The sequence below is a fragment of the Bacillus sp. SD127 genome (genome assembly GCF_058566445.1).
In genome coordinates, this window is sequence record NZ_CP191226.1 from 2,570,564 (window position 1) to 2,594,475 (window position 23,912).

General features: G+C 41.6%; 26 protein-coding genes. All 26 read right to left on the minus strand.

Annotated features, from left to right (window positions below; genetic code table 11):
• Positions 1 to 8: 8 nt before the first annotated feature.
• Entirely contained in the window at positions 9 to 371 is a 363-nt protein-coding gene (gene cheY / locus ACQVGS_RS13360) for a chemotaxis protein CheY (RefSeq protein ID WP_010334256.1), read from the minus strand.
• A 27-nt stretch (positions 372 to 398) separates the two neighbouring features.
• Positions 399 to 1,535: a flagellar motor switch phosphatase FliY gene (gene fliY, locus ACQVGS_RS13365; protein WP_106020705.1), complete on the minus strand. Its 1,137-nt coding sequence runs from the start codon at positions 1,533 to 1,535 to the stop codon at positions 399 to 401.
• On the minus strand, positions 1,525 to 2,523 hold the full coding sequence (gene fliM, locus ACQVGS_RS13370) for a flagellar motor switch protein FliM (protein ID WP_106020703.1): 999 nt from the start codon (positions 2,521 to 2,523) through the stop codon (positions 1,525 to 1,527). The genes fliY and fliM overlap by 11 nt, the downstream gene beginning before the upstream one ends.
• Positions 2,524 to 2,556: 33 nt before the next feature.
• Positions 2,557 to 2,979 carry a flagellar basal body-associated protein FliL gene (gene fliL, locus ACQVGS_RS13375; protein ID WP_024121403.1) on the minus strand — a complete coding sequence of 141 codons (423 nt, stop codon included), beginning with the start codon at positions 2,977 to 2,979 and terminating at the stop codon, positions 2,557 to 2,559.
• Entirely contained in the window at positions 2,976 to 3,191 is a 216-nt protein-coding gene (gene swrD, locus ACQVGS_RS13380) for a swarming motility protein SwrD (RefSeq protein WP_010334253.1), read from the minus strand. The genes fliL and swrD overlap by 4 nt, the downstream gene beginning before the upstream one ends.
• Positions 3,192 to 3,230: 39 nt before the next feature.
• On the minus strand, positions 3,231 to 4,025 hold the full coding sequence (gene flgG, locus ACQVGS_RS13385) for a flagellar basal body rod protein FlgG (protein WP_024121402.1): 795 nt from the start codon (positions 4,023 to 4,025) through the stop codon (positions 3,231 to 3,233).
• A gap of 21 nt (positions 4,026 to 4,046) precedes the next feature.
• Entirely contained in the window at positions 4,047 to 4,472 is a 426-nt protein-coding gene (gene flgD / locus ACQVGS_RS13390; RefSeq protein WP_024121401.1) for a flagellar hook assembly protein FlgD, read from the minus strand.
• Positions 4,469 to 5,935, minus strand: a complete 1,467-nt coding sequence (locus ACQVGS_RS13395) for a flagellar hook-length control protein FliK (protein WP_106020701.1) — start codon at positions 5,933 to 5,935, stop codon at positions 4,469 to 4,471. The genes flgD and ACQVGS_RS13395 overlap by 4 nt, the downstream gene beginning before the upstream one ends.
• 11 nt (positions 5,936 to 5,946) lie before the next feature.
• Positions 5,947 to 6,561: a MotE family protein gene (locus ACQVGS_RS13400; RefSeq protein ID WP_024121399.1), complete on the minus strand. Its 615-nt coding sequence runs from the start codon at positions 6,559 to 6,561 to the stop codon at positions 5,947 to 5,949.
• Between the two features lie 11 nt (positions 6,562 to 6,572).
• Positions 6,573 to 7,016, minus strand: coding sequence for a flagellar export protein FliJ (gene fliJ, locus ACQVGS_RS13405; RefSeq protein WP_010334249.1), 444 nt, complete (start codon positions 7,014 to 7,016; stop codon positions 6,573 to 6,575).
• A gap of 3 nt (positions 7,017 to 7,019) precedes the next feature.
• Positions 7,020 to 8,336, minus strand: a complete 1,317-nt coding sequence (gene fliI / locus ACQVGS_RS13410; RefSeq protein WP_095713837.1) for a flagellar protein export ATPase FliI — start codon at positions 8,334 to 8,336, stop codon at positions 7,020 to 7,022.
• Positions 8,333 to 9,085, minus strand: coding sequence for a flagellar assembly protein FliH (gene fliH, locus ACQVGS_RS13415; RefSeq protein WP_106020699.1), 753 nt, complete (start codon positions 9,083 to 9,085; stop codon positions 8,333 to 8,335). Before fliH ends, fliI begins: the two co-directional genes overlap by 4 nt.
• The gene (fliG, locus tag ACQVGS_RS13420; RefSeq protein WP_003231981.1) at positions 9,078 to 10,094 is read right to left on the minus strand and encodes a flagellar motor switch protein FliG; all 1,017 of its coding nucleotides are present in this window, start codon (positions 10,092 to 10,094) and stop codon (positions 9,078 to 9,080) included. The genes fliH and fliG overlap by 8 nt, the downstream gene beginning before the upstream one ends.
• Before the next feature lie 12 nt (positions 10,095 to 10,106).
• On the minus strand, positions 10,107 to 11,717 hold the full coding sequence (fliF, locus tag ACQVGS_RS13425) for a flagellar basal-body MS-ring/collar protein FliF (protein WP_024121396.1): 1,611 nt from the start codon (positions 11,715 to 11,717) through the stop codon (positions 10,107 to 10,109).
• A gap of 45 nt (positions 11,718 to 11,762) precedes the next feature.
• The gene (gene fliE / locus ACQVGS_RS13430; protein WP_024121395.1) at positions 11,763 to 12,083 is read right to left on the minus strand and encodes a flagellar hook-basal body complex protein FliE; all 321 of its coding nucleotides are present in this window, start codon (positions 12,081 to 12,083) and stop codon (positions 11,763 to 11,765) included.
• Positions 12,084 to 12,093: 10 nt separating this feature from the next.
• Positions 12,094 to 12,546 carry a flagellar basal body rod protein FlgC gene (gene flgC, locus ACQVGS_RS13435; RefSeq protein ID WP_044155899.1) on the minus strand — a complete coding sequence of 151 codons (453 nt, stop codon included), beginning with the start codon at positions 12,544 to 12,546 and terminating at the stop codon, positions 12,094 to 12,096.
• The gene (gene flgB / locus ACQVGS_RS13440) at positions 12,546 to 12,935 is read right to left on the minus strand and encodes a flagellar basal body rod protein FlgB (protein WP_010334244.1); all 390 of its coding nucleotides are present in this window, start codon (positions 12,933 to 12,935) and stop codon (positions 12,546 to 12,548) included. The genes flgC and flgB overlap by 1 nt, the downstream gene beginning before the upstream one ends.
• A gap of 379 nt (positions 12,936 to 13,314) precedes the next feature.
• Positions 13,315 to 14,094, minus strand: coding sequence for a GTP-sensing pleiotropic transcriptional regulator CodY (gene codY / locus ACQVGS_RS13445; RefSeq protein WP_003220850.1), 780 nt, complete (start codon positions 14,092 to 14,094; stop codon positions 13,315 to 13,317).
• A gap of 38 nt (positions 14,095 to 14,132) precedes the next feature.
• Complete coding sequence (gene hslU, locus ACQVGS_RS13450; RefSeq protein ID WP_024121393.1) at positions 14,133 to 15,536, minus strand: ATP-dependent protease ATPase subunit HslU; 1,404 nt, start codon at positions 15,534 to 15,536, stop codon at positions 14,133 to 14,135.
• 16 nt (positions 15,537 to 15,552) lie between these two features.
• On the minus strand, positions 15,553 to 16,098 hold the full coding sequence (clpQ, locus tag ACQVGS_RS13455) for an ATP-dependent protease subunit ClpQ (RefSeq protein WP_014663962.1): 546 nt from the start codon (positions 16,096 to 16,098) through the stop codon (positions 15,553 to 15,555).
• 12 nt (positions 16,099 to 16,110) lie between these two features.
• Positions 16,111 to 17,025, minus strand: coding sequence for a tyrosine recombinase XerC (gene xerC, locus ACQVGS_RS13460; protein ID WP_188323730.1), 915 nt, complete (start codon positions 17,023 to 17,025; stop codon positions 16,111 to 16,113).
• Positions 17,026 to 17,092: 67 nt separating this feature from the next.
• Positions 17,093 to 18,400, minus strand: coding sequence for an FADH(2)-oxidizing methylenetetrahydrofolate--tRNA-(uracil(54)-C(5))-methyltransferase TrmFO (gene trmFO / locus ACQVGS_RS13465; RefSeq protein WP_151175024.1), 1,308 nt, complete (start codon positions 18,398 to 18,400; stop codon positions 17,093 to 17,095).
• Positions 18,401 to 18,475: 75 nt separating this feature from the next.
• Complete coding sequence (topA, locus tag ACQVGS_RS13470; protein WP_188323729.1) at positions 18,476 to 20,551, minus strand: type I DNA topoisomerase; 2,076 nt, start codon at positions 20,549 to 20,551, stop codon at positions 18,476 to 18,478.
• 190 nt (positions 20,552 to 20,741) lie between these two features.
• Complete coding sequence (gene dprA, locus ACQVGS_RS13475; RefSeq protein WP_188323728.1) at positions 20,742 to 21,641, minus strand: DNA-processing protein DprA; 900 nt, start codon at positions 21,639 to 21,641, stop codon at positions 20,742 to 20,744.
• Positions 21,642 to 21,701: 60 nt separating this feature from the next.
• The gene (gene sucD, locus ACQVGS_RS13480) at positions 21,702 to 22,604 is read right to left on the minus strand and encodes a succinate--CoA ligase subunit alpha (RefSeq protein WP_024121388.1); all 903 of its coding nucleotides are present in this window, start codon (positions 22,602 to 22,604) and stop codon (positions 21,702 to 21,704) included.
• A 28-nt stretch (positions 22,605 to 22,632) separates the two neighbouring features.
• Positions 22,633 to 23,790 (minus strand): ADP-forming succinate--CoA ligase subunit beta, encoded by a 1,158-nt coding sequence (sucC, locus tag ACQVGS_RS13485; protein ID WP_003238568.1) that lies wholly within the window; start codon positions 23,788 to 23,790, stop codon positions 22,633 to 22,635.
• Positions 23,791 to 23,912: the final 122 nt, after the last annotated feature.

Below are 23,912 nucleotides of genomic sequence, written 5' to 3' on the forward strand. Positions count from 1 at the left end.
TACACCCTTTAGCTTAATGTTTTGTTGATTGCTTCAAGTACACGGTCCGCCTGGAAAGGTTTCACGATAAAATCCTTAGCACCGGCTTGAATAGCATCGATAACCATTGATTGCTGTCCCATGGCAGAACACATAATGATTTTAGCTTGAGCATCAATTTGTTTAATTTCTTTTAGTGCAGTAATACCGTCCATTTCTGGCATTGTGATATCCATTGTAACTAAGTCAGGAGAATGCTCTTTAAATTTTTCTACAGCCTGAGCGCCATTTTCGGCTTCTGCCACTACGTCAAAACCGTTTTTTACCAAAATATCTTTGATCATCATTCTCATAAATGCTGCGTCATCTACAATTAAAATTCTATGTGCCATAATTTTTTTCTCTCTCCTCGTGTTTCTTTATTTTAAATTATTAATGCGTTCTGCCTGGCTTAATATGTCAGTGACCCTTACTCCGAAGTTTTCCTCAATGACCACGACTTCGCCTTTGGCGACGATACGCTGATTCACTAAAATATCTACCGGCTCACCGGCTAATTTATCAAGCTCAATAATACTTCCGGCTGAAAGTTCTAAAATTTCTTTTACGCTTCTTTTCGTTCTGCCGAGTTCAACAGTGATCGAAAGCGGGATATCCAAAAGCATATCCAGATTGTTTATAGGAGCTTGTGAGCTCTCATTTGGATCAAATGATGAAAATTCCACTGGTGAAACTTGAACAGGCGCGGCTTTCTTCGGTTTCCCCTGCCTTTTAGCCGGCGCTTGCTGCTGCGGTTCGTTCCGCGGCTCGGGCATCACAGGCTCTTTCGGCTGTTCATATGTAACCTCAGGCTCCGGCGTTGTTTCTTCAGCTGGACTTTCCTCCGTGTTCATAAGGCTCGAGATCAAATCTTTAGCAAATGTCAGCGGATATAGCTGCATGATGTTAGAGTCTATTAACTCGCCCACCTTCAAGCGGAAAGAAACTTTAACCAGCATTTCATCAGCAGGAATACGGTCTGTTCCTTTTTCTTCATTTACATCAAGCAGTTCTACACGCGGGGGTGAAATATCAATTTTTTTACTGAATACAGTAGACATTGACGTTGCTGCCGACCCCATCATTTGGTTCATCGCTTCTTGAACCGCGCTCAAATGGATCTCTCCAAGTGAAGGATCTGCACCTTTCCCGTCTCCCCCGATCATTAGGTCCGCAATAATCGCCGCGTCACTTTGTTCGACGACTAGCAGGTTGCTGCCGCTGAAACCTTCCGTATAATTCACTTCAATTGCAACATACGGTTCAGGAAACGCATCACTGATTTTGCTTCTTGGGATGACAGTTACGTTTGGAGTCGTAATATCAACTTTTTGATTTAAAAGCGTGGATAAAGCTGTCGCTGAACTGCCGAATGAAATATTTCCGATTTCACCGATCGCATCACGCTCCATGTCCGATAAGTCATGCACTTCCGTAGCCTCAGGCTCGTCAGGTGTGCTGCTCGTGCCGTTAAGAAGCGCGTCAATCTCATCTTGAGATAATCTGTTATTCTCCATCTTGTTCACCTCTTATGTCGTGGTCTAAAATTTGCACTGCCTGTTTTCGATTCACCCGGCCGGCTTGTCCTAAAAATTTCGGCTTATCTCCGACCAATACAGTAAGAGGATCTGTTACTGATTTGTCCAAAGTTATGCAGTCTCCGACTTCTAAACTTAAAAACTCTTCTATTGTCAGTTCAGATGTGCCGAGTTCGGCCACGACAGGTATTTGTGCTGTCATGATACGTTTTTCAAGCGACTTTGTTTCCTCAGGTTTCGGTTCATTTCTTTCTGATTGCATCCAATAATGGACCGAAAGCTTTGGTATGAGCGGCTCGAGGACGATATGCGGGATACAAAGATTAATGACACCGCTGATTTCGCCGATTTGGGTGTTGAGTGAAATAACAACAACCGTTTCATTAGGAGATACCATCTGAACAAATTGCGGATTCACTTCAAACTCAGTCATTTCGGGTTCAATATCAGCAATGGACTGCCAAGCTTCTTTATAATTTCCCAGTGCATTTTCAAATAAATTAGAAATAATTCTTGTTTCAATTTCTGTTAAACTATCAACCTTATTATGACTGATCCCGATGCCCCCCATCACACGATCCATCATCGTATAGGCAATTGTCGGGTTAACCTCCATCATAATTCTGCCTTCCATCGGATGGACATCGAATAAATTCAGGATCGTCATATTCGGTATGGATCGGATAAATTCCTCGTATGGAACCTGATCAACAGAGCTGACCGATATATGGATATATGTTCTGAGCTGAGCAGAAAAGTGAGTTGTAAGAAGTCTTGCAAAATTGTCATGAATTCTTGTTAAACTGCGGATTTGGTCTTTAGAAAACCGCAGCGCGCGTTTGAAATCATAAACCTTTACTTTTTTCTCTTTTTCTTCTTTTTTCAGCTCTTCAGCATCCATTTCACCCGTTGATATTGCAGAAAGCAGTGCATCTATTTCATTTTGGGAGAGAACTTCTCCTGACATTTTCCTCACCTCCGTATTCTGTCAAATTATGCTTTATTGCAGATTAAAAGAGGTAATATACACTTTTTCTACTTTTCCTTCTTGGAGGTAGCTATTTACTTTATCTTTTAGTTCCTTCTTAAAGGTTTCTTTTCCCTTGTCTCCCTCAATCTCATCAGCATTCGTATCAGCCAGCAGTGATATAACAGCATCTTTCACTTGAAAATCACGTTTTTCAAGCTCTTCTTTTGATTTATCAGAGTCAGTTTCAAGTTTAATCGCTAAGCGAATAATGTTATCGGACTTTAAATTCGTTGTGATTTCTGCTACATCAACAGAAGATGCAACGATTTCATCAATACTTCGTTTTGCCTCACTTTTTTCGGACTTTCCGCCTAAAACAAAATAAGCCGCCGCCCCGAGAGCACCAATTACGATAAGAATAATTAGTAAAATGATCAATAATTTTTTCTTCATTCCGGTTCCTCTATTCCATGGTCCATTGAAAATATTTGTATTTTTTGATAGAAAGACACAATCTTCTCCAGAACAGCTTCTTCATCTTCTTTTACTACAAACTTCTTACCGTTCGACAGTGTGATTGTAGTATCCGGAAAGCATTCAATCTGTTCAATAAATAACGCATTCAGCGTAAAGGGCTGCCCATTTAAACGGGTTACTTTAATCATAAAACAGCGGAGAAGCGATTACTCGCCTCCCCTCCCTCCTTAACGTTTAAGGTTAACCAGCTCTTGAAGGATTTCATCCGATGTTGTAATAATCTTGGAGTTTGATTGGAACCCGCGCTGAGCAACAATCATTTCAGTAAACTCGTCTGTTAAATCAACGTTAGACATTTCTATAAATCCTGACTTCAAGGCACCTGTACCGCCATCACCAGGCTGATTAGCTGCACTAGCAGTTCCAGAGTTCAAAGATTCACGATACAAGTTGCTTCCGATTTTATCTAAACCGTCACTGTTTGCAAAAGTAACAATCCCGATCTGACCGCCATCTTGTGGTTTACCGCCAGCATCAACAATTGACACTTTTCCATCAGATCCGATACTAAAGCTTTGAGCATCTAGAGGAATTTTTATTGTTCCTCCCGTCATATTTAACACATGGTAGCCGTCACCAGTCACCAATGTTCCAGTATTATCTAAATAGAAGTTTCCGGCTCTTGTGTAAGCCGTTCCATCACCTGTATCGATTTGAAAATAACCGTCTCCGTCAATCGCTAAATCAAGCGTTCTTCCTGTGCTTTGTGTCGCGCTTGTTGAATGGATGGTATCAATTGTGCCAGATGATGAACCTAAACCGATCTGCTTAGAGTTTGTTCCGCCGATTGTTGCACCAGCAGCAGAACCGCCGGCAATCGTTTGACTCACCATATCTTTAAAGGTAACCCGGCTCTTTTTGAATCCCACTGTATTTACGTTGGCAATATTATTGCCGATAACATCAAGTTTTGTTTGAAAGTTTTTCATACCGCTGATTCCAGAATAAAGTGAACGTAACATAATATATTCCCCCAGATGTTTTTATTTAGAAGATTGTCCCACAGACATGACATTCGCCGGACTGATCTCAGTCCCATCATCAAGAACAAGATAATAATTTCCTTTAGAATGTTTAACAGAGCTTACTGTGCCTGTTTTATCTGTTGCACTTTTACCATCAGTCCAAGATACTTCTTTTCCCATCCAATCAACATACGTTGTAAACGGATCTTGGTTTTCAACGAATTTAGTCATCGTCGTATTCAGATTCATCATCTGTTCCAGGCTTGAAAAAGTCGCCATCTGGCTGATAAATTCTTTGTCATCAACCGGATTAAGCGGATCTTGGTTTTGGACTTGAGTCATTAATATTTTTAAAAACTCGTCTTTTCCCAGGCTGCTGTTGCTTGCAGCGGCAGTGCTGCTTGTTTTTTCAGGCAATTTATATTCTGAGCTTATTGATGTCATTCTTCTTCCTCCAATTCAACCATTGACACTTCATCAAGCAAGTCGCCAAACTCGTTTGATTGCTTTTTCTGTCTTTGCTGCTTCTGTCCCTCTTGCTGCTGTTTCTGTTCATCAGCAAGCTGGCCATATATCGGCTGGTCTCCGCTTTGAATCGGCAATGTAAAACGGTCTACTTGGACAGCCATATTCGGCAGTGATTGCTTCAGCTGAGGCAAATGTTGTTCGAGCAGCTCTTTTGCAGATTGGCTGGATGCAATGATTTTACTCTGGAACATTCCATTTTCATTTGTCAGCTTAATTGTGACAAATCCTAAATGTTCAGGGTTCAGCCGAATTGTAAAACTGCCGGTTGACCTCCCAAAGGGTGTATATTTCATCTGCTTCCATGCACTGATCACTTGATCAGCAACCGTTTTCGTTTCGGCTGCATGCAAATCAGATGAGAGCTGCAAATCAAGTGTCTGAACTCCTCCGGTGCTCCGGTAGCCTGAAAACATCATTTGAATTCCTGACTTACTATCTATAGGCTGAATACTTACAGAGGAATCTGCCGCACTTTTATTACCTGACGTCAGAGTGTCCGGCGAAAGGGCACGTTTTCCGACCTCTAGTGACGATTCGGATGATTTCGATAACAAGAAAGCTTTCAGCTGACTTTCAGCTATATTCCATTCCTTCGTCCCTTTTTGAGGAAGCACTGACATCTGTTCCATTAAGCTTTGAAAACTTTTCAGCTCTGACTTTGACATCGTATAAAGCTTTGAACTTGACTCGTCTTTTGTAAATATCTGCTGTTTAAGATCCTGAATAAGCTGTTCCGATATGCCCTTTTTATCTAATGCCGAAAGAAATTCATCTCCATTTTTGTAGACAGTATGGGCTTGATGATCACGGTCAGTCATTTTATTTCCTTCTAAAAGCTGACTGATAAGCATTTGGATATGAATAAGCGTTTTATCATCTTCTGCTGATGCCTCATTTTCCTGAACTTCTTGCTCTCTGTCAGACTTGAGTTCATCAGTAGCGGCATCACCAGCTGAATTCTTTGCAGTCAGAGCAGTTTTCTCTTCAGAAATGGTTTTGTCTGCAAGTATTTGCCCCATGTACAGTTGATCAGTTACGTCAGCCAATTTTAATTCAACTGCTTGCAGCAGATTCTGTAACATTTGCTGAGCGGATTCATCCAGCTGCTTTCCTGTTAGTTTACTTAACGTTTGCAGAAGATCGGCTTTTTCCTTGTCTTGATTTTCAGGAGTTGCATTTAGCCAATCACTGATCTTTTTACATGCATCTTTTAAAAGCTGATCGTCAGTCAGAGTCCCATTTCCTTGTGATGAAGGTTCTTTCGAGCCGGCTTCAGACATAAGCCAATTTTGAAAAACTCCCTGGCTATTTTTGATTGTTTTAGCAGCTGTCCCTGCTGTAGTTTGCAGCCGAGGTCCGGCTAATTCAAGCAGCTTCACCTTTATTCCCCCTATTCTTGGCTGGCAGCAATTTTTTCTGTATATGTTGCCGCTTGCTCAGGAGTCATTTTTGCCAAAATTTCAGCAAGCTGCTTTTTGCTCAGTCCATTCAATATTTTCAGCGCTTCTTTCTCCTTTAATTGGGCAATGATTTTGGCAGCCTTTCCGCTGTCCATGCTTTTATAAACACTGATGACTTTATCATCAGAAGCTTTATCAGAACTTGATGAATCTTCTGTGTTATCCTTCGGTGTCTTTTTTTGGTCTTCCGCTGTTTTTTCAAGAGAACGAATCTTTTGATTCAGCCTGTCTATTTCAGATTTGCTTGTATCCAAATCCTTATTCAATATACTGATCTCACTTTTTTGATCCTTAATGGTTTTTTCCAGAGCCGCCGTATTACTGTTATTCTTAGCTGTTGATGATGTATCTTTTTTATCTTCGGTCTCAGGAACCAATTCTTTAAGAACTGGCGTTTTGGCTGCAGCTTCCTGTATCGGCTTTAAGACATTGACACCAGCCGCCCAGAGAACAATCCCCCCTGCTATAAGCAGAAATATCAGCGGAAGGATAATGATCAGCAAAACCGATCGGAACTTACCTGATTCTTTCTTTTTGCCGGACATTACATTCGCTCCTAATGGCCTTGAATCATAAACTGCTTGATCGAAATATCGTCCATTTCTTTCATCTCTGCAGCTTTGTCTTCAAGAGCAAACATTTTAAACTGTTTTTCACGCATCTTTTCAAACTTCTTCACTTCAATATTTTTTTCTGTTAACACTTCTTGCTTTTGGTTCATTTGATTCCTTTTCATAATGACGAGCTTTTGGTAGTGATAAATGGTGTTTTCAAGATTTGAGACAAATTGCTGATAATGCCTCATCTCTTGAACGCTCATCCCGCTTTTCAGTTTGTTTTCTTTATTTTGCTCAAGCAATTCCTTTTTGCTCATATTCTCATATAGTTTCTCCGCTACAGTTTCAAATTCAGAAACTGATTGCTGATACTCAGACAAAGACTGGTCTTTTTCGTTCTCTTTTAGTTCCAGCAGCTTTTGGAATCTAAATTGATAGGCCACGTTCTATTCCTCATTTCCTGTCAAACTAGTTAATGCAGCAATGCTTTCTTCCAATGATGCTGATTCTTCTGTTCCCTGCTTCAGAAATTGAATAAGCTGCGGATAAAATTGTATCGCCTCATCAATTTCTCTTGAGGACCCTCTTTTGTAAGCTCCAATATTAATGAGATCTTCAGAATTTTGATACGTTGATAAAAGTTCACGGAATTTATTCGCTGCGTCTAAGTGCTGTTTTGTCGAGATGTTTGACATCACCCTGCTGATGCTTTTTAACACATTGACGGCAGGAAACTGGCCTTTATTAGCAAGAGCCCTGTCTAACACAATGTGTCCGTCTAAGATTCCGCGAACAGTATCAGCAATAGGCTCATTCATGTCATCCCCGTCGACTAACACTGTATAAAACGCTGTGATTGTTCCATGTTCATTTGCACCTGTTCTCTCTAGTAAACGAGGTAAAATAGCGAACACAGAGGGTGTATATCCTTTTGTCGTCGGGGGCTCTCCAGCGGCAAGTCCGATCTCCCTCTGAGCCATCGCCACCCTTGTGACAGAATCCATCATAAACATGACATTTTGCCCTTTATCACGAAAGTACTCAGCAATGGCTGTCGCCGTATAAGCGGCTTTCAACCTCGTTAATGCAGGCTGGTCTGAGGTAGCAACAACTACAATTGACCGCTTCAGACCCTCTGCTCCCAAGTCTTTTTCAATAAACTCCCGAACCTCTCGACCGCGTTCTCCGACGAGTGCAATTACGTTCAAATCAGCTTCGGTCTGTTTAGCGATCATTCCCATTAATGTGCTTTTCCCGACGCCGCTTCCTGCGAAAATACCAATCCGCTGGCCTTTTCCGACAGTCAGCAGACTGTCAATAGACCTGACTCCAACACCCATTTTTTCCCGGATAGGCGGGCGTTTCATCGGGTTAGGAGGTGATTGCTCCGTCGATACAGGCGAAAGTCCTTTCGGCAAAAGTTTTCCGTCGAGCGGTTCGCCAAACGCATCAATGACTTGTCCGATCAGACCGGCTCCTACCTTTACACGAAGAGATTCACCGGTGGCTTCAACAATGCTCCCGGGGGCAATGCTAGCGGCCTCTAAATAGGGCATTAACAAAATATTTTCTTCCTGAAATCCAACAACTTCAGCTTTGATGACTTTTCCTGATTGACCTTTTGCATAAATCAGGCACAGGTCGCCTATTGAGCTTGCCGGCCCCTTTGATTCGATCATCAGGCCGATCACCCGTTTCACTTTTCCATAACGCTTATACGAGTCTGTCATTTCTATGCAATCTATCAGACTCTGTGTCTTCATTGATCCGCACCTGCTTCCAGTGCTGTAAGGAGCTTATGCTTCAGTTGCACCAGCTGGGTATCAATGCTTGCATCCACTCTTCCAAAAGGAGTTTCTATATAGCATGATCCTTTTTCAGCTTTTTCATCGGCGTATAAACCCAGCCGGCATTCTTTGTAAAGAAGCTGCTGGATTTCGTCTTTATGCTGAAAAACTGTTTCATAGTAATAAGGGTCCACATATATTGATATATCGTCATATTCCTTTACTTCGTTTACCACCTGTTTCACAAGCAGGATAAAGGCCTCTTTATCATCAGATTTTTGCTGCCATACTTTTTTAGCTAACGCAACGGCAAGCTCAACGATTTCTCCGGAGGCATCTTCAAGCTTATCCTCTACAGCTTTTCTGGACATCTCTGTTATGCTGTTTGCCTGATCGATCAGCTCAGCATACTGTTGCAAGGCTTCAGCTCTCCCTAATGCCACACCTTGTTCGAAACCATCTGTTTTCGCTTCTTCAATAAGCTGCTGTTTTTCAGCCGCCCAATCATTTTTTTCCTTTTCAATTTGACGGCGGATGTCTTCCATCTGGCTGTTCGCTCGCTCGGAAATCCGATCAGCTTCTTCTTTGATCCGGGCCATTAACGCTTCCGGATTTTCTTCAGTCTGTAAAAGATGTGAATGATCGATCCGAACCTCTTGTAAAGAAAGCTTTCTTCTTTCCTGCTGTGGGGAAAAAGATGATTCTTGTTTAATGATATTAGACAATAATATCGTCTCCTCCGCCTCTTGCTATAACAATTTCACCGGCTTCTTCAAGCTTTCTGACGATGCTTACAATTCTTGATTGAGCCTCTTCTACATCCTTCAAACGTACAGGGCCCATAAATTCCATTTCTTCTTTGAATGTTTCAACCATACGCTGTGACATATTGTTGAATACAATTTCTTTGACTTCCTCGCTTGCCACCTTTAATGAAAGGAGCAGATCGTCGTTTTCAACATCGCGTATAACCCGCTGAATTGCTCGGTTATCAAGGGTAACAATATCCTCAAAGACAAACATCCGCTTCTTGATTTCTTCAGCAAGATCAGGATCCTGAATTTCTAAGGAATCCAATATCGTCTTTTCTGTTCCTCTGTCTACACCGTTTAACACTTCAACAACAGCTTCGATTCCGCCGGTTTGTGTATAATCCTGAGTAAATGCGGAGGATAATTTCTGTTCCAGAATCCGTTCTACTTCATTAATAATTTCAGGTGACGTTCTGTCCATTACCGCAATCCTTCTTGCGACTTCTGCCTGTACCTCAGGATTCAGCTCGGATAAAATTTGTCCGGCCTGCACAGGGTCAAGGTAAGACAAGATTAAAGCCATCGTTTGCGGATGCTCTTGTTGGATAAAATTTAAAATTTGTTCAGGCTCTGCTTTTCTGGCAAAGTCAAATGGTTTAACTTGCAGAGAAGAAGTCAGCCTGTTTAGTATGTTTTCAGCCTTATCTTCTCCCAGCGCCTTCTCAAGAACTTGTCTGGCATAGCTTAATCCGCCCTGAGAAATATAATCCTGGGCAATCGCTATATTATGAAATTCCTCTATAATTTCATCCTTTTTTTGATGATCGACACTTCTAACTCCTGATATTTCAAGGGTAAGCCTTTCAATTTCTTCATCGGTTAAATGCTTATATACAGAAGCTGACACATCTAAACCTAAGGAAATCATGAGAATGGCTGCTTTTTGTTTTCCTGTAAGCTTGTCTTGATCACGTCTCGCCATTTCTAATCCCTCCTAATCCTCGGCCAGCCAGCTTCTCAGCAGTTTTGCAAAGTCTTCAGGCTTATCTTTCGCCATCTTTTCAAGCTGTTTTCGTCTGACTGTTTCCTCTGTTTCATTTTCCTCTTCATTAATATCAGGCAAATTGATAGGCTCCTGAGGCACTTCGTACGTGTATTCCTCAAATTCATCCTCTTGAACGCGTTTCTTTCTGATAAACATAATGATCAGAATGATGATAACTGCGATCAATACGCCCCCTACGATATATACCCACATTGGGATACCGGAGGATTTTTCTGTATCAGTATCCAGACTTACTTTTCCGTCAAAAGGCTGAACGGAGACAACAATTTTATTATTGATATCTTCATCAGAAAGGTTCTGGTTCTGTGTTTCATCCTTATCCAATGATGTTCTGACAACAGTTGAAAGGATTTTTTGTATATCATCCTGTCTTTCAGTTGATAGCGACGCTGTGTTTTTGGCATCAGGCGGCTCTACCATTACTTGAATCCCTAAATCCCTTACCTTATAAGGGCTTTCAGCTATTTCTTTATGGATTCGATTAACCTCGTAATTGATTTTATTACTGCTTTTTTCGTAGTTCCCACTTTCGGTATTTTCACCGTCAGCTTGATAGTTTGTTACATCTTCATCACCGGTTCCGGCAGTTCCGCCATTAGCTGCGCCGTCTCCCTGATATGTTTCCGATACTTTTTCAGCACTGACCGCGATGCCTTCCATGTTTTCTTTGTCAACAGGCTCGACGATGTCTTCTGTGCGATTTTCTTTTGTAAAGTCAATATCAGCCGTGACAGAAACAACAACTTTGTCCTGCCCCATCATCGTTCCAAGCAATGACTGAACATGTTTTTGAATGTCTTTTTCAACTTGGGATTTAACTCCCTGCTGCGAAGAATAACTATCAGCGTAGGACCCTGAACCGCTGTCTGTTTTGTCATAGTATGTAGAGTTCTGGTCCATGATGACGATGTTATCTTCTTTTAAGTTCGGCACACTTTTTGATACCAGATGATATAATCCGTTGATCTGGCTTTGGTCCAGAGTGTAGCCAGGCTGAGTCTGCAGGACGATTGAAGCAGATGCTGCTGATTGCTCTTCACCGACAAAGACAGCGTCTTTCGGAAGGTTAATCATTACTTTTGAATTTTTGATACCGTCCATTTCATTAATCAGATTGGATAGTTCCGTTTGTGTGGCTTTGACTTTCACCATATCAAATTCATTATCTGTTAAACCAAAGCCGGCGTTCTGTCCAAAAAATGAGTAATCAATTGATCCGGTTTTAGGAAGCCCTTCTGCCGCCAGCTGAACTTTCAGTGAATCAACCTGATCTTCCGGAACCTTAATGACCGTACCGCCATTTGAAAGTTCGCTAGGCACTTTTTTCGCATCCAATTCCTCTTTGATCTGTCCGGCTTCTTCAGCTGACAAATCTTTGTACAGCGGCGCCATTTTCTGATTAGAAGAAAAAATACTGATAATAATGGCAAGAATGATAATTGCCGCTAAAGCACTAATCATTAAAACCTTTTGTAATTTAGATCTATTTTTCCAAAACTCACTCGTTTTGTTTTTCATTTGCATTAGAGTACGATTCATGTTAACCCCCGGTCATTCCACTCTTTCTCTTTCTCGTCAGACCCCCTACATTTGCATTCTCATAATCTCCTGATATGCTTCCACAGCTTTGTTGCGGAACTCAGTTGCAGCAGTCAGAGAGATGCTTGCTTTTTGAGCGGCGATCATGACCTCATCAAGATTCACATCTTTTCCTGCAGCCAAGGCATTAGTCATATTGTCAGAAGCTACTTGGGACTCATTTAACGAACTTATAGAGTTTTTTAAAAGCTCCGAAAAGCTTGTTTGATTTGAAGAGTCTGTTTTTTGGCTATTGTTTAATTGATTTGTTGCATTTTGAGTGTTTTGAGTATTTTGAACCTGAAAAGGAGAAATTGCATTGATCACATTCATCACCTTACTTTCCGATTTCTAGAGCCTTCATCAGCATTCCCTTTGAGGCATTCATCGCTGTGACATTGGCCTCATATGATCTCGTACTGCTGACAAGGTCTACCATTTCTTTTAATGGATCAACATTCGGCTTTTGCACATATCCTTCAGCGTTTGCATCAGGGTCAGTCGGATCATAGACCAGATTAAAATCAGAGTTATCTTCAGTGATTTTTGTAACCTTTACCCCATTTCCGACATTGCCGCTTCCGCTCATTTTAGAATTCAAAATCGACGAGAACGATTCACCTTTTGACTGAAGCGAAACCATTTTCCTTCTGTAAGGCACCCACTCACCGTTTACCTGCTTGGCTCTTGTCGTATCCATATTCGCCAAGTTAGACGATACAACATCCATTCTGAGGCGCTGAGCTGTTAAAGCTGATGCTGAAACATTTAAGCTTTGAAAAGCTGTCATTATTTTCCTCCTGTTAGCACGGTCTTCAGAGAATTGAATTTGCCGTTCATTCTTTCAACTAAAGCTTGATAGTTAATCTGATTTTCAGCTAGTTCTGTCATCTCTTTGTCAACGTCAACGTTATTTCCGTTTTGCTGATAAGATGTATCTCCGCTCGTTACAATTGAATAATTTGAATCAGCATCAGAAAAATCAACATGCCGATAGTCCGTTTTTATAGATTCGAGACGAGAGGATTCTTGATCTAATAAATTTTGGAAAGAGACTTTTTTTGCCTTATAGTTCGGTGTATCTATATTAGCAATATTATTAGTTATGACTTTTTGCTTAATATTCGCTCTGCCCAAGGCATTTTCAAGATTTTGTATCGTTCCAGAAAATAAGCTCAAATCCACTTACCTCCATTTCAGTTTTTTTCACCCTCAATATCCTTGTCGAGATTTGTAAAACCATATGCTTATTGTAAGAAATAACAGGCATAAAGTCTATGAAGTTCGTGTAAAAAAATGTCCTCATATATATCTATTTTACAACTAGGTACATAGTCCTAGATTATTTGAACTACGTTTTTTACATTGATATAAGGCTGAAAATAGCTGAATTTCTGTATTTTCCCCATTTATTTCGTCATTTTTCTGTTTTTATGAAGAAAATAATAAACTTTATTAAAATTATTACAAAGAAAGACTTTTCGCCCAGGAAATAAAGCTTATTGATTTCCTTTATTTGAATAAAAAAAGAACCCCTTTTAAGAGGTTCTTCTATTCATTAATGGGATTTCAGATTTTCTAATTCAATCAGGAATTTGTTGTTGAGCACTTTAATATAAGTACCCTTCATTCCTAATGATCTTGACTCAATTACACCGGCGCTTTCAAGCTTTCTGAGTGCGTTAACAATAACTGAGCGGGTAATGCCGACACGGTCTGCAATCTTACTTGCAACAAGGAGACCTTCGTTTCCGTCAAGCTCTTCAAAGATGTGTTCAATTGCTTCAAGCTCACTATAAGAAAGAGAGCTGATTGCCATTTGTACTACTGCTTTGCTTCTTGCTTCTTCTTCAATTTCTTCTGCTTTTTCTCTCAGAATTTCCATTCCGACAACTGTAGCGCCGTATTCAGCAAGTATTAAATCATCATCATTAAATTGATCCTGTAAACGTGAAAGAATGAGTGTACCTAATCTTTCTCCGCCTCCGATGATCGGCACAATTGTTGTTAAACCAGCTTGGAACAAGTCTCTGTTTTCAACAGGGAAAGCAGTATACTCACTGTTGATATCCAGGTTAGAAGATGTTTCAGGGACGTTGAACAGATTCTTCGTATATTCCTCTGGGAATTGGCGATCTTCAAGCATTTTTTTCATACGGTCATTTTCAATTTGCTGGTTGATAGAGTAGCCGAGCAGTTTTCCTCTGCGGCTCACAACGAAAATATTGGAATCAATTACATCCCGAAGCGTTTCCGCCATTTCTTTAAAGTTAACCGGTTTCCCTGCCGCAGCTTGCAGCATGGAGTTAATAATTCTTGTTTTTTGTAATAAAGCCATGATAAATGATCCTCCTAAACATTCCTCTTATTAAATTTTCACAATATAAATTGACTTAAATCTTTGTTTTTAGCTATCGTTCCGAGCTTTTCTTCCACATACTGCGGTGTAATCGTTATGTTCTCCATTGTTACATCCGGAGCTTCAAAAGAGAGATCTTCTAACAGACGTTCGAGTATTGTATGAAGGCGTCTCGCACCGATATTATCTGTTTCCTGGTTCACATGATAGGCGACTTCAGCAATCTTATGAATAGCTTCGTCAGAAAATTCAAGAGATATACCCTCTGTCTGCAATAATGCCTGATATTGTTTCAAGAGCGCGTTATCGGGTTCAACTAAAATTCTCACGAAATCGTCAACCGTCAGTTTGCTCAGTTCTACACGAATTGGAAAACGCCCTTGCAGTTCAGGAATCAGATCAGACGGTTTGGCCATATGAAATGCTCCCGCTGCAATAAACAATACATGGTCTGTTTTAACAGAACCGTATTTAGTGACAACGGTAGAACCCTCAACGATTGGGAGAATATCACGCTGAACACCTTCTCTTGATACATCAGCTGAAGATGACGCGCCACCGTTTTTTGCAATCTTATCAATCTCGTCGATAAAGATAATTCCGCTCTCTTCTGCCCGATGGACAGCTTCCTGGCTGACTTCATCCATATCGATGAGTTTGCTTGCCTCTTCATTCGTCAGGACTTTTCTGGCTTCTCTGACTGTCATTTTACGGCGTTTCTTTTTCTTGGGCATCAATCCGCTCAGTGCATCCTGCATATTCATGCCCATCTGCTCCATACCCGAGCCCTGCAGCATGTCAAACATAGAAGGCTGCTGCTCTTCAACTTCTACAGTAACATAGTGGTCTTCAAGCTCTCCTAATGCCAGCTGATGAGCCATGCGTTTTCTTTTTTCTTCAATGTTTGCTTCTTCCTGGCTTTCCGTTTCGTCCTCGCCGTTTGGCTGGCTGCCGCCGAAAAACATTTCAAACGGGTTTTTAACGCCTGATTGTTTTTTCTTCCCTGGGACTAGCAGGCGAACAATGCGTTTGTTAGCATTTTCTTCTGCCTGCTCCTTCACTTCGTTGATTTTTTCTTCCTTTATAAGACGAACAGAAGTTTCCACAAGGTCTCTGACCATTGATTCAACGTCTCTGCCTACATAGCCGACTTCTGTAAATTTTGTTGCTTCAATTTTGATAAATGGCGCACCAGAAAGCTTAGCGATTCGTCTGGCAATTTCAGTTTTCCCTACCCCGGTAGGCCCCATCATTAAAATGTTTTTCGGAACGACCTCGTCTTTCAGCTTTTCATCCAGGAGACTTCTTCTATAGCGGTTTCTTAATGCCACGGCGACAGCTTTTTTCGCGTTTTGCTGACCGACGATGTATTGGTCTAACCGATCTACAATCTGTCTTGGTGTTAACGGTTTTTTTTCCATGCGCCTCAAGTCCTTTCTATTCAAGCTCTTCCAGTATGATTTGATCGTTCGTGTATACACAAATTTCGCCTGCTGTTTCCAGCGCAGCTCTAGCAATCTCACTTGCAGTCATGCTCTCCCCGGCATGCTTTTTCAGCGCTCTTCCGGCTGCCAAAGCGTAATTGCCGCCTGATCCAATTGCCAGAATGCCGTCATCCGGCTCGATAACCTCACCAGTTCCCGATACGAGAAGCAAGGTATCTTGATTCATAACGATCAGCATGGCTTCAAGCTTTCTAAGCACTTTGTCGCTTCGCCATTCCTTTGCAAGCTCAACAGCAGCCCGTTTTAAGTTGCCATTATATTCTTCAAGTTTCGCTTCGAACTTTTCGAATAGAGTGAAAGCGTCTGCAACAGATCCCGCAAATCCTGCGAGAACCTTGCCGTTAAACAGTTTTCTTACTTTTCTCGCAGTATGTTTCATTACAACAGCCTGACCAAATGTAACTTGACCGTCTCCGGACATTGCGCTTCTTCCCTTATGCTGTACTGCAAAGATTGTGGTCGCATGAAAAGATGACATAAAGGGCCTCCTTTAATTTTTCTTAAAAGCTCTTGGATGGTGAGACATATATGTGTTTCTCAACATTTCCTTCGAAACGTGCGTGTATATCTGTGTCGAAGACAGATTGGAATGCCCGAGCAGTTCTTGAACGCTCCTCAAATCTGCTCCTTCGTTTAATAGATGAGTGGCGAACGTATGTCGAAGCATATGCGGATGGATATGTAAAGTGCCGGACGCTTTTTTGACAAGCCCGCTTAAAATGTGCCTAATGCCTCGGGCTGTAAGCGGTCCGCCTCTTTGATTCACGAATAATTGATCATGAGGTTCTTTTGCTTTTTTCAGCAAGCACTGTCTTCCGCTATTCATATATAACTCCAACGCTTCGCGGGCGTAAGACCCAAAAGGGATATAACGCTGCTTCTTGCCTTTCCCGTGAACAAGCACTGTATCCATAAATAAATCAAGATCGTGAACACTTATGGAAGAGCATTCACTGACCCTCATTCCGGTGGCATAGAGAAGCTCTAATAGCGCTTGATCCCTCATGCCGGTCGGCTGGCTTATATCTGAAACTTCAAACAGTTCCTCAAGCTCTTTTTGATATAGAAACTTCGGTATCCGTTTCTCTTGTTTCGGCAGATGAACAAGCTGGAACGGGTTATCATCAATTAGCTTTTCTCGCATCAGAAATTTGTAAAAGCTTCTCAATGCAGAAATTTTTTTGCTGATTGTTCTTCTCGATAAACCTTTTTCATAGGCTTCGGTCAAAAAAATTCTAGTATCTTGATATGCAACTTCTTCAAATCCATTTATACCTTGAACGCGCAGGAAAGTCTCGAATTCTTCAATTGAATCCACATAATTCACAATAGTATATTGTGAATAATTTTTTTCAATTTGTAAATATTCAACGAATAACTTTACGAAATTCTTAACATTCTCCATGCCAAATACCTCCCCAGGAAGGGCTTTTAAATGGTATCACAAATCGCGATCAAGTTGCAATCAATACCTATATTGTTTTCGAAATTGTTTGAATTGTCTCGATCGCCCGATTTGCGTACTGTTCATTACGCTCTTTTTTATTTTTAATTTTAACAGGCAAATCTTTCAAAAGCCCAAAGTTTGCATTCATCGGCTGGAAGTTCTTCTGGTTTGTTGTTGTAATATAGTGAGCCATACTGCCTATTGCTGTTTCCTGAGGAAAAGTGACAAGCTCTTCTCCTAAAACAAGTTTAGCCGCATTAATACCTGCTACAAGCCCAGAAGCAGCCGATTCCACATATCCTTCTACTCCCGTCATTTGTCCTGCGAAGAACAAATCGTTCCGTTTTTTAAATTGGTAAGTCGGCTTTAACAAGCTTGGAGAATTAATGAATGTATTTCTGTGCATAACACCGTATCTGACGATTTCCACATTTTCAAGTCCGGGAATCAATTTGAGGACTTCCTTTTGGTCTCCCCATTTTAAATGAGTTTGGAATCCTACAATATTATAGAGAGTTCCCGCCGCATCATCCTGTCTGAGCTGAACGACTGCATATGGACGTTTTCCGGTAACAGGATGCTCTAATCCCACTGGCTTCATCGGTCCGAAAAGCATTGTTTTCTTTCCTCGTTTTGCCATTACTTCAATCGGCATGCAGCCCTCAAAGAAAATCTCTTTTTCAAACTCTTTTAACGGCACAGTTTCCGCTGATGTCAAAGCTTCATGAAAACGGTCAAACTCTTCTTCTGTCATCGGACAGTTTAGATAAGCCGCTTCTCCTTTGTCATAACGGGATTTCAAATACACTTTATCCATATCAAGGCTTTCTTTCTCTACGATAGGCGCAGCTGCATCATAGAAGTATAAATAGTCCTCTCCAGTAAGCTCTTTTAACTGTGCAGACAATGATTCTGAAGTTAACGGACCAGTTGCGATAATCGTTGGTCCTTCAGGTATTTCTGTTACTTCTTCATTAACGACGGTAACATTGGGATGGTTTTTCACCCGGTTTGTCACACTTGCCGCAAATTCATGCCGGTCTACCGCGAGTGCGCCGCCGGCAGGCACTGAGCATTCGTCAGCCGCAGCAATAATTGCTGAATCAAGCGCACGCATTTCTTCTTTTAGTACACCTACAGCGTTAGCAAGTGTATTGGAGCGTAAAGAGTTGCTGCATACCAGTTCTGCAAATTTATCAGTATGATGGGCAGGCGTCTGTTTGACTGGGCGCATTTCATATAATCTGACTTGAATCCCCCGTTTGGCAAGCTGCCACGCCGCTTCACTGCCTGCGAGTCCGGCTCCGATTACATTCACTGTTTGTTGGTTCATCTTTCACATCTCCTAGTTTATTATTCATTGCTTTCTTTTAACACACAAAGAAGGTGAGCAAGACCCTGCTCACCGCTACTTCTGTGGTTCTTCCTTATAATCGCATTCCACGCATTGGACTTGTATGCCTTTTTTGAGCTTTTTCTCAACAAGCATTTTTCCGCATTTCGGACATTTTCGTTCAATTGGTTTGTCCCAGGAAACGAATTCACAGTCCGGATAACGGTCACAGCCGTAAAAAATCCGTTTCTTTTTCGATTTTCGTTCAACAATATTTCCTTCTCCGCAGCTCGGACACTTCACACCGATTTGTTTGACAATCGGCTTTGTATTCCGGCAATCGGGGAAATTGGAGCAAGCTAAGAATTTACCGTATCGGCCCATTTTATACACCATAGGAGAACTGCACAATTCACAATCTTCTCCGGCATATTCCGGTTCAATTTCTACTTCCTTCATTTCTGATTCGGCTTTTTTCACACGCTTTTCAAAATCGGTATAGAAGTTATCAATAATCTGTACCCATTCTATATTGCCTTCCTCAACATTATCAAGGTCTTTTTCCATTTTTGCCGTAAACTCAACGTTAATGATTTCAGGGAAAAATTCCATGATCAGCTCAAGCACGATCTGCCCTAATTCTGTGGGAACAAATCGTTTATTATCCAAACCAACGTACCCGCGCCGCTGAATCGTATCAAGCGTCGGAGCATAAGTGGAAGGACGGCCGATCCCGAGTTCTTCAAGCGTTTTAACCAAACGGGCCTCAGTATAGCGCGGAGGCGGCTGGGTAAAATGCTGTTCCGGTTCTATGTCCTTAGATAAAACAGTGTCTCCCTCTTGCAAGTCAGGCAGCATCCGGTCTTTTTCTTCCAATTGATCGTCTTTGCCTTCAACATACACTTTCATAAAGCCGGAAAACTTGACTTTACTTCCGTTTGCACGAAAAGTCAAACCGTTGTTTGTCAAATCAACACTCATTGTATCTAAGACAGCAGATGCCATTTGGCTGGCAACAAAACGTTCCCAAATTAATTTATACAGTCTCAGCTGATCTCTGCCAAGGACTGCTTTTAATTCGCTTGGTTTTCTGAGAACCGACGTCGGGCGGATCGCTTCGTGGGCATCCTGAGCATTTTCATTCTTTTTAGCGGGCTTTCTTTTGCCGCCTAAGTACTCTTTTCCGTACGTTTGATCAATAAACGCTGCCGCTTCATCAACTGCTGTATTGGAAATGCGGGTTGAATCCGTTCTCATATATGTGATCAGACCGACAGTTCCTTCTTTTCCAAGATCAATTCCTTCATATAATTGCTGCGCAATCATCATCGTTTTCTTCGCTCTGAAATTGAGCTTACGCGCTGCTTCCTGCTGAAGGGTGGAAGTTGTAAATGGCAAGGCCGGATTACGTTTACGTTCCTTTTTAGTTACTTTTTCAACTGTATACTTATTGCCTTTGAGCTGAGAAAGTATGTCCTTTACATCCGCTTCACTCTTTAAAGGGAGTTTTTTGCCGTTTTTACCGAAAAAGCCCGCTTCAAACGTCTCCTGTCCTTTTAAGAACGTGCCGTCTATTGTCCAATATTCCTCTGGCTTAAAGTCGTTAATTTCCTTTTCACGATCAATAATTAAACGGAGGGCAACAGATTGAACACGGCCAGCGCTGAGTCCCTTTTTGACTTTTTTCCAAAGGATTGGGCTGATTTTATATCCGACGAGCCTGTCTAATATACGTCTCGCCTGCTGTGCATCCACCAAATCCATATTGATCATGCGGGGATGCTTAAATGATTCTTTAATTGCATCTTTCGTAATTTCGTTAAACACAACACGGCAGTCTGAATGAAGATCTAAATCAAGGCTGTGGGCCAAGTGCCATGCAATCGCTTCCCCTTCTCTGTCGGGGTCGGCTGCGAGATAAACTTTTTTAGCTTTTTTGGCAGCCGTTTTCAGCTCTTTTAGTACCGGACCTTTACCTCGAATGGTTATATATTTCGGTTCGAAATTTTGTTCTATGTCAACTCCCATTTGACTTTTTGGAAGATCCCGGACATGTCCCATTGATGCTTTCACTTTATATTTTTTACCTAAGTAACGTTCAATCGTTTTCGCCTTAGCGGGCGATTCCACGATGACTAGATAATCAGACATTTTCATCCCCCTCAAGAGGTGTTCTCTCTCTTCAAGTATTTCAAATTTTATTTTATATTTGCAGCTGTCTTTATTTGGCTTTCAACATTTCATTCTTTATGATGAACGTCATTATTTAAATAGAAAACAATATGCAACTTTAAATCCTCACTATTATTAAATATTACAATGCTGTTTGTCAAACGATAATTCAAAAGGGTTCCGTATATTGAACGTTTTTCTCAGGAAGCTCTGCATAAATATCCTCTGCTGACCATATGGCTTTAGCCCCCTCTTGAATCAATTTTATAGGACCTCCGGCGTAAGGATCAAATACAGAACCGGGTACGGCAAATACTTCTCTCCCTTGTTCCAGCGCTTGGTATGCGGTAATCAAAGAACCGCTTTTTTCTTTGCCCTGCACAACAATAATGCCCTCACTTAACCCGCTGATGATACGGTTTCTCATAGGGAAATGCCATTTTTGGGGTTTGGTTTCAGGTGGATGCTCTGACAGAACAAGATGGTGTTTAGCCATGTGTTCTGCTAATTGAAGATTTTCTCGAGGATAAATGTTCTGAAATCCGCCTGCGATGACTCCGATTGTCCGCCCCTTCGCCTTAATACTTGCAGCATGGGACAATCCGTCAATCCCAGACGCCAGCCCGCTGACAATCACCCACTTTTTATGGCAAAGCTCTATTGTAAGATGATTGACAACCCGGATTCCATAGGCTGTCGGATGTCTCGTACCTACAATTCCTATTTTTCTCCCTTGAGAAAGAAGGGATATATCACCTTTTGCAAACAGCACGGGAGGCGGATCATAAATGGTTTTCAGCCAGAATGGATATTGATCTGAGGATATTGGGATGACTTTAATGCCTTGCTGTTGATATACAGAGAGTAAATGCTGAAGTTTTGGATATTGTTCTTCTATTTTATTTTTTAGTGCCGCAGCCTTTACTTTGCCGCGCGAAGCTGTTTCTAATGCACATGAAGGATTTGACAGTGACAATGACGGATCAGCTTTCCACCATTTTAATAGAAGAGACGGGGATAGTAATTGGTTGATTCTGCAAGTGATTAAACAGGCAGCGGCCTGATCCAATATGAGAACCTCCTTTTAACAGCAAAAGCAGGAACAGCCAAGATGGCTGTCCCTTCTCTATTAATGAGTTTTGCACGTTTCAAATAAATTCTTTTCTTTCAACACTTTAATTAATGTTTCTCCCATGACAGAAGGTGTCTCTGCAACTTCGATTCCGCATTCATTAAGTGTTTTGATTTTTTCATCAGCCGTGCCTTTTCCGCCGGAAATGATGGCGCCTGCATGCCCCATGCGCTTCCCTGGAGGTGCTGTTTTACCGCCAATGAATCCGACTACCGGTTTTGTCATGTTGGCTTTTACCCACTCAGCAGCTTCCTCTTCAGCTGTGCCGCCGATTTCGCCGATCATGATGACAGCGTGTGTTTCAGGATCTTCGTTAAACGCTTTTAAAACGTCAATGAAGTTGGTTCCATTTACAGGATCGCCGCCGATCCCAACGGCTGTAGACTGTCCTACACCCGCTTCTGACAGCTGATGTACTGCTTCGTATGTTAATGTTCCTGAACGCGAAACAACGCCTACATGACCCTTTTTATGGATATATCCGGGCATAATGCCGATTTTACATTCATCAGGCGTGATGACGCCAGGACAGTTCGGTCCTATTAATCTCGTTTTCTTGCCTTCCATGAAGCGTTTCACTTTTACCATATCTAAAACCGGGATATGCTCTGTGATGCAAATGACCAGATCAAGCTCCGCATCTACCGCTTCCATAATTGCATCAGCTGCAAACGGTGCCGGAACATAGATAACAGACGCATTTGCGCCAGTCGTATGAACTGCATCAGCCACTGTATTAAATACAGGTACCCCTTCCACTTCAGTTCCGCCTTTTCCAGGTGTCACACCGCCCACGATATTTGTGCCGTATTCAAGCATCTGCTTCGTATGGAATAAAGCGGTAGAACCTGTAATCCCTTGTACAATAACTCTTGTATCTTTATTGATAAAAACACTCATTATTTGGTCCCCTGCCTTTCATTCTTTCCTATACTAAAGATACGATTTTCTGCGCGCCGTCAGCCATGGATTCCGCAGATGTAATATTTAATCCTGATTCACTAAGGATTTTCTTCCCTAGATCCACGTTTGTTCCTTCAAGACGGACGACAAGCGGCAATGTTAAACCGACTTGTCTTGTCGCTTCAACAACCCCTTCTGCGATGACATCACATTTCATAATGCCTCCGAAAATGTTGACGAAAATCCCTTTAACATTTTGATCAGAAAGAATGATTTTAAATGCTTCCGTGACTTTTTCTGCGGTTGCGCCGCCCCCGACATCAAGGAAGTTGGCCGGTTCTCCTCCATAATGTTTAATGATATCCATCGTGGACATTGCTAGTCCAGCGCCGTTTACCATGCATCCGATATTTCCATCAAGGGAAATGTAGCTCAGATCGTATTTAGACGCTTCAATTTCTTTTGGATCTTCTTCGTCCAAATCTCTGTATTCCATAATATCTTTTTGTCTGTATAATGCGTTGCTGTCAAAATTTAATTTCGCATCAAGCGCCATCACATTCCCGTCTCCAGTTACAACGAGAGGATTGATTTCGGCGATTGAGCAGTCTTTCTCAACAAACGCTTTGTATAGTCCAAGCATAAATTTAGCAGCTTTCCCCACAAGCTCTTTTGGAATATTGATAGCGAATGCAATTTCTCTAGCTTGATAGCCTTGGAGGCCAACAGCCGGATCAATGACAGCCTTTTTGATTTTTTCCGGTGTTTTCTCTGCTACTTCTTCAATTTCTGTTCCGCCTTCTTCAGAGGCCATCAGAACAATTCTTGAAGTGGCACGGTCAAGCACTAATCCCACATAGTATTCCTTTTTAATATCGCAGCCTTCTTCAATAAGTAAGCGTTTTATTACTTGCCCGTCCGGACCTGTCTGATGCGTAACGAGGGTCTTACCTAAAAGTTCTTCGGCATACGCTTTTACTTCGTCTAATGATTTTGCTATTTTTACCCCACCAGCTTTGCCTCGACCGCCAGCATGAATTTGAGCCTTTACGACATAAACTGAGCTGGATAAGCTCTTTGCTTTTTCAACTGCTTCTTCTGCTGTAAAAGCCACTTTACCTTCAGGAACAGATACCCCATATTTTCTGAGGACTTCTTTTCCCTGGTACTCATGGATATTCATTTCCCATCCTCCTAACTTATGTAACAAAACTAAAAATAGACTGCGCTTTCATTCTATATAATACTGGAAGAATTGTCTAGAGTTCGATGCAAAATCTTAAAATCCTTCTAAACATTCAAACT

Excerpts from the sequence above, each read along its gene's own strand:
- cheY (WP_010334256.1), bottom strand. The coding sequence starts at position 371 with ATGGCACATAGAATTTTAATTGTAGATGACGCAGCATTTATGAGAATG.
- fliY (WP_106020705.1), bottom strand. The coding sequence starts at position 1,535 with ATGGAGAATAACAGATTATCTCAAGATGAGATTGACGCGCTTCTTAAC.
- fliM (WP_106020703.1), bottom strand. The coding sequence starts at position 2,523 with ATGTCAGGAGAAGTTCTCTCCCAAAATGAAATAGATGCACTGCTTTCT.
- fliL (WP_024121403.1), bottom strand. The coding sequence starts at position 2,979 with ATGAAGAAAAAATTATTGATCATTTTACTAATTATTCTTATCGTAATT.
- swrD (WP_010334253.1), bottom strand. The coding sequence starts at position 3,191 with ATGATTAAAGTAACCCGTTTAAATGGGCAGCCCTTTACGCTGAATGCG.
- flgG (WP_024121402.1), bottom strand. The coding sequence starts at position 4,025 with ATGTTACGTTCACTTTATTCTGGAATCAGCGGTATGAAAAACTTTCAA.
- flgD (WP_024121401.1), bottom strand. The coding sequence starts at position 4,472 with ATGACATCAATAAGCTCAGAATATAAATTGCCTGAAAAAACAAGCAGC.
- ACQVGS_RS13400 (WP_024121399.1), bottom strand. The coding sequence starts at position 6,561 with ATGTCCGGCAAAAAGAAAGAATCAGGTAAGTTCCGATCGGTTTTGCTG.
- fliI (WP_095713837.1), bottom strand. The coding sequence starts at position 8,336 with ATGAAGACACAGAGTCTGATAGATTGCATAGAAATGACAGACTCGTAT.
- fliG (WP_003231981.1), bottom strand. The coding sequence starts at position 10,094 with ATGGCGAGACGTGATCAAGACAAGCTTACAGGAAAACAAAAAGCAGCC.
- fliF (WP_024121396.1), bottom strand. The coding sequence starts at position 11,717 with ATGAATCGTACTCTAATGCAAATGAAAAACAAAACGAGTGAGTTTTGG.
- flgC (WP_044155899.1), bottom strand. The coding sequence starts at position 12,546 with ATGACAGCTTTTCAAAGCTTAAATGTTTCAGCATCAGCTTTAACAGCT.
- codY (WP_003220850.1), bottom strand. The coding sequence starts at position 14,094 with ATGGCTTTATTACAAAAAACAAGAATTATTAACTCCATGCTGCAAGCT.
- hslU (WP_024121393.1), bottom strand. The coding sequence starts at position 15,536 with ATGGAAAAAAAACCGTTAACACCAAGACAGATTGTAGATCGGTTAGAC.
- clpQ (WP_014663962.1), bottom strand. The coding sequence starts at position 16,098 with ATGTCATCTTTTCATGCGACCACAATCTTTGCAGTACAGCATAAGGGA.
- xerC (WP_188323730.1), bottom strand. The coding sequence starts at position 17,025 with ATGGAGAATGTTAAGAATTTCGTAAAGTTATTCGTTGAATATTTACAA.
- trmFO (WP_151175024.1), bottom strand. The coding sequence starts at position 18,400 with ATGAACCAACAAACAGTGAATGTAATCGGAGCCGGACTCGCAGGCAGT.
- topA (WP_188323729.1), bottom strand. The coding sequence starts at position 20,551 with ATGTCTGATTATCTAGTCATCGTGGAATCGCCCGCTAAGGCGAAAACG.
- sucD (WP_024121388.1), bottom strand. The coding sequence starts at position 22,604 with ATGAGTGTTTTTATCAATAAAGATACAAGAGTTATTGTACAAGGGATT.
- sucC (WP_003238568.1), bottom strand. The coding sequence starts at position 23,790 with ATGAATATCCATGAGTACCAGGGAAAAGAAGTCCTCAGAAAATATGGG.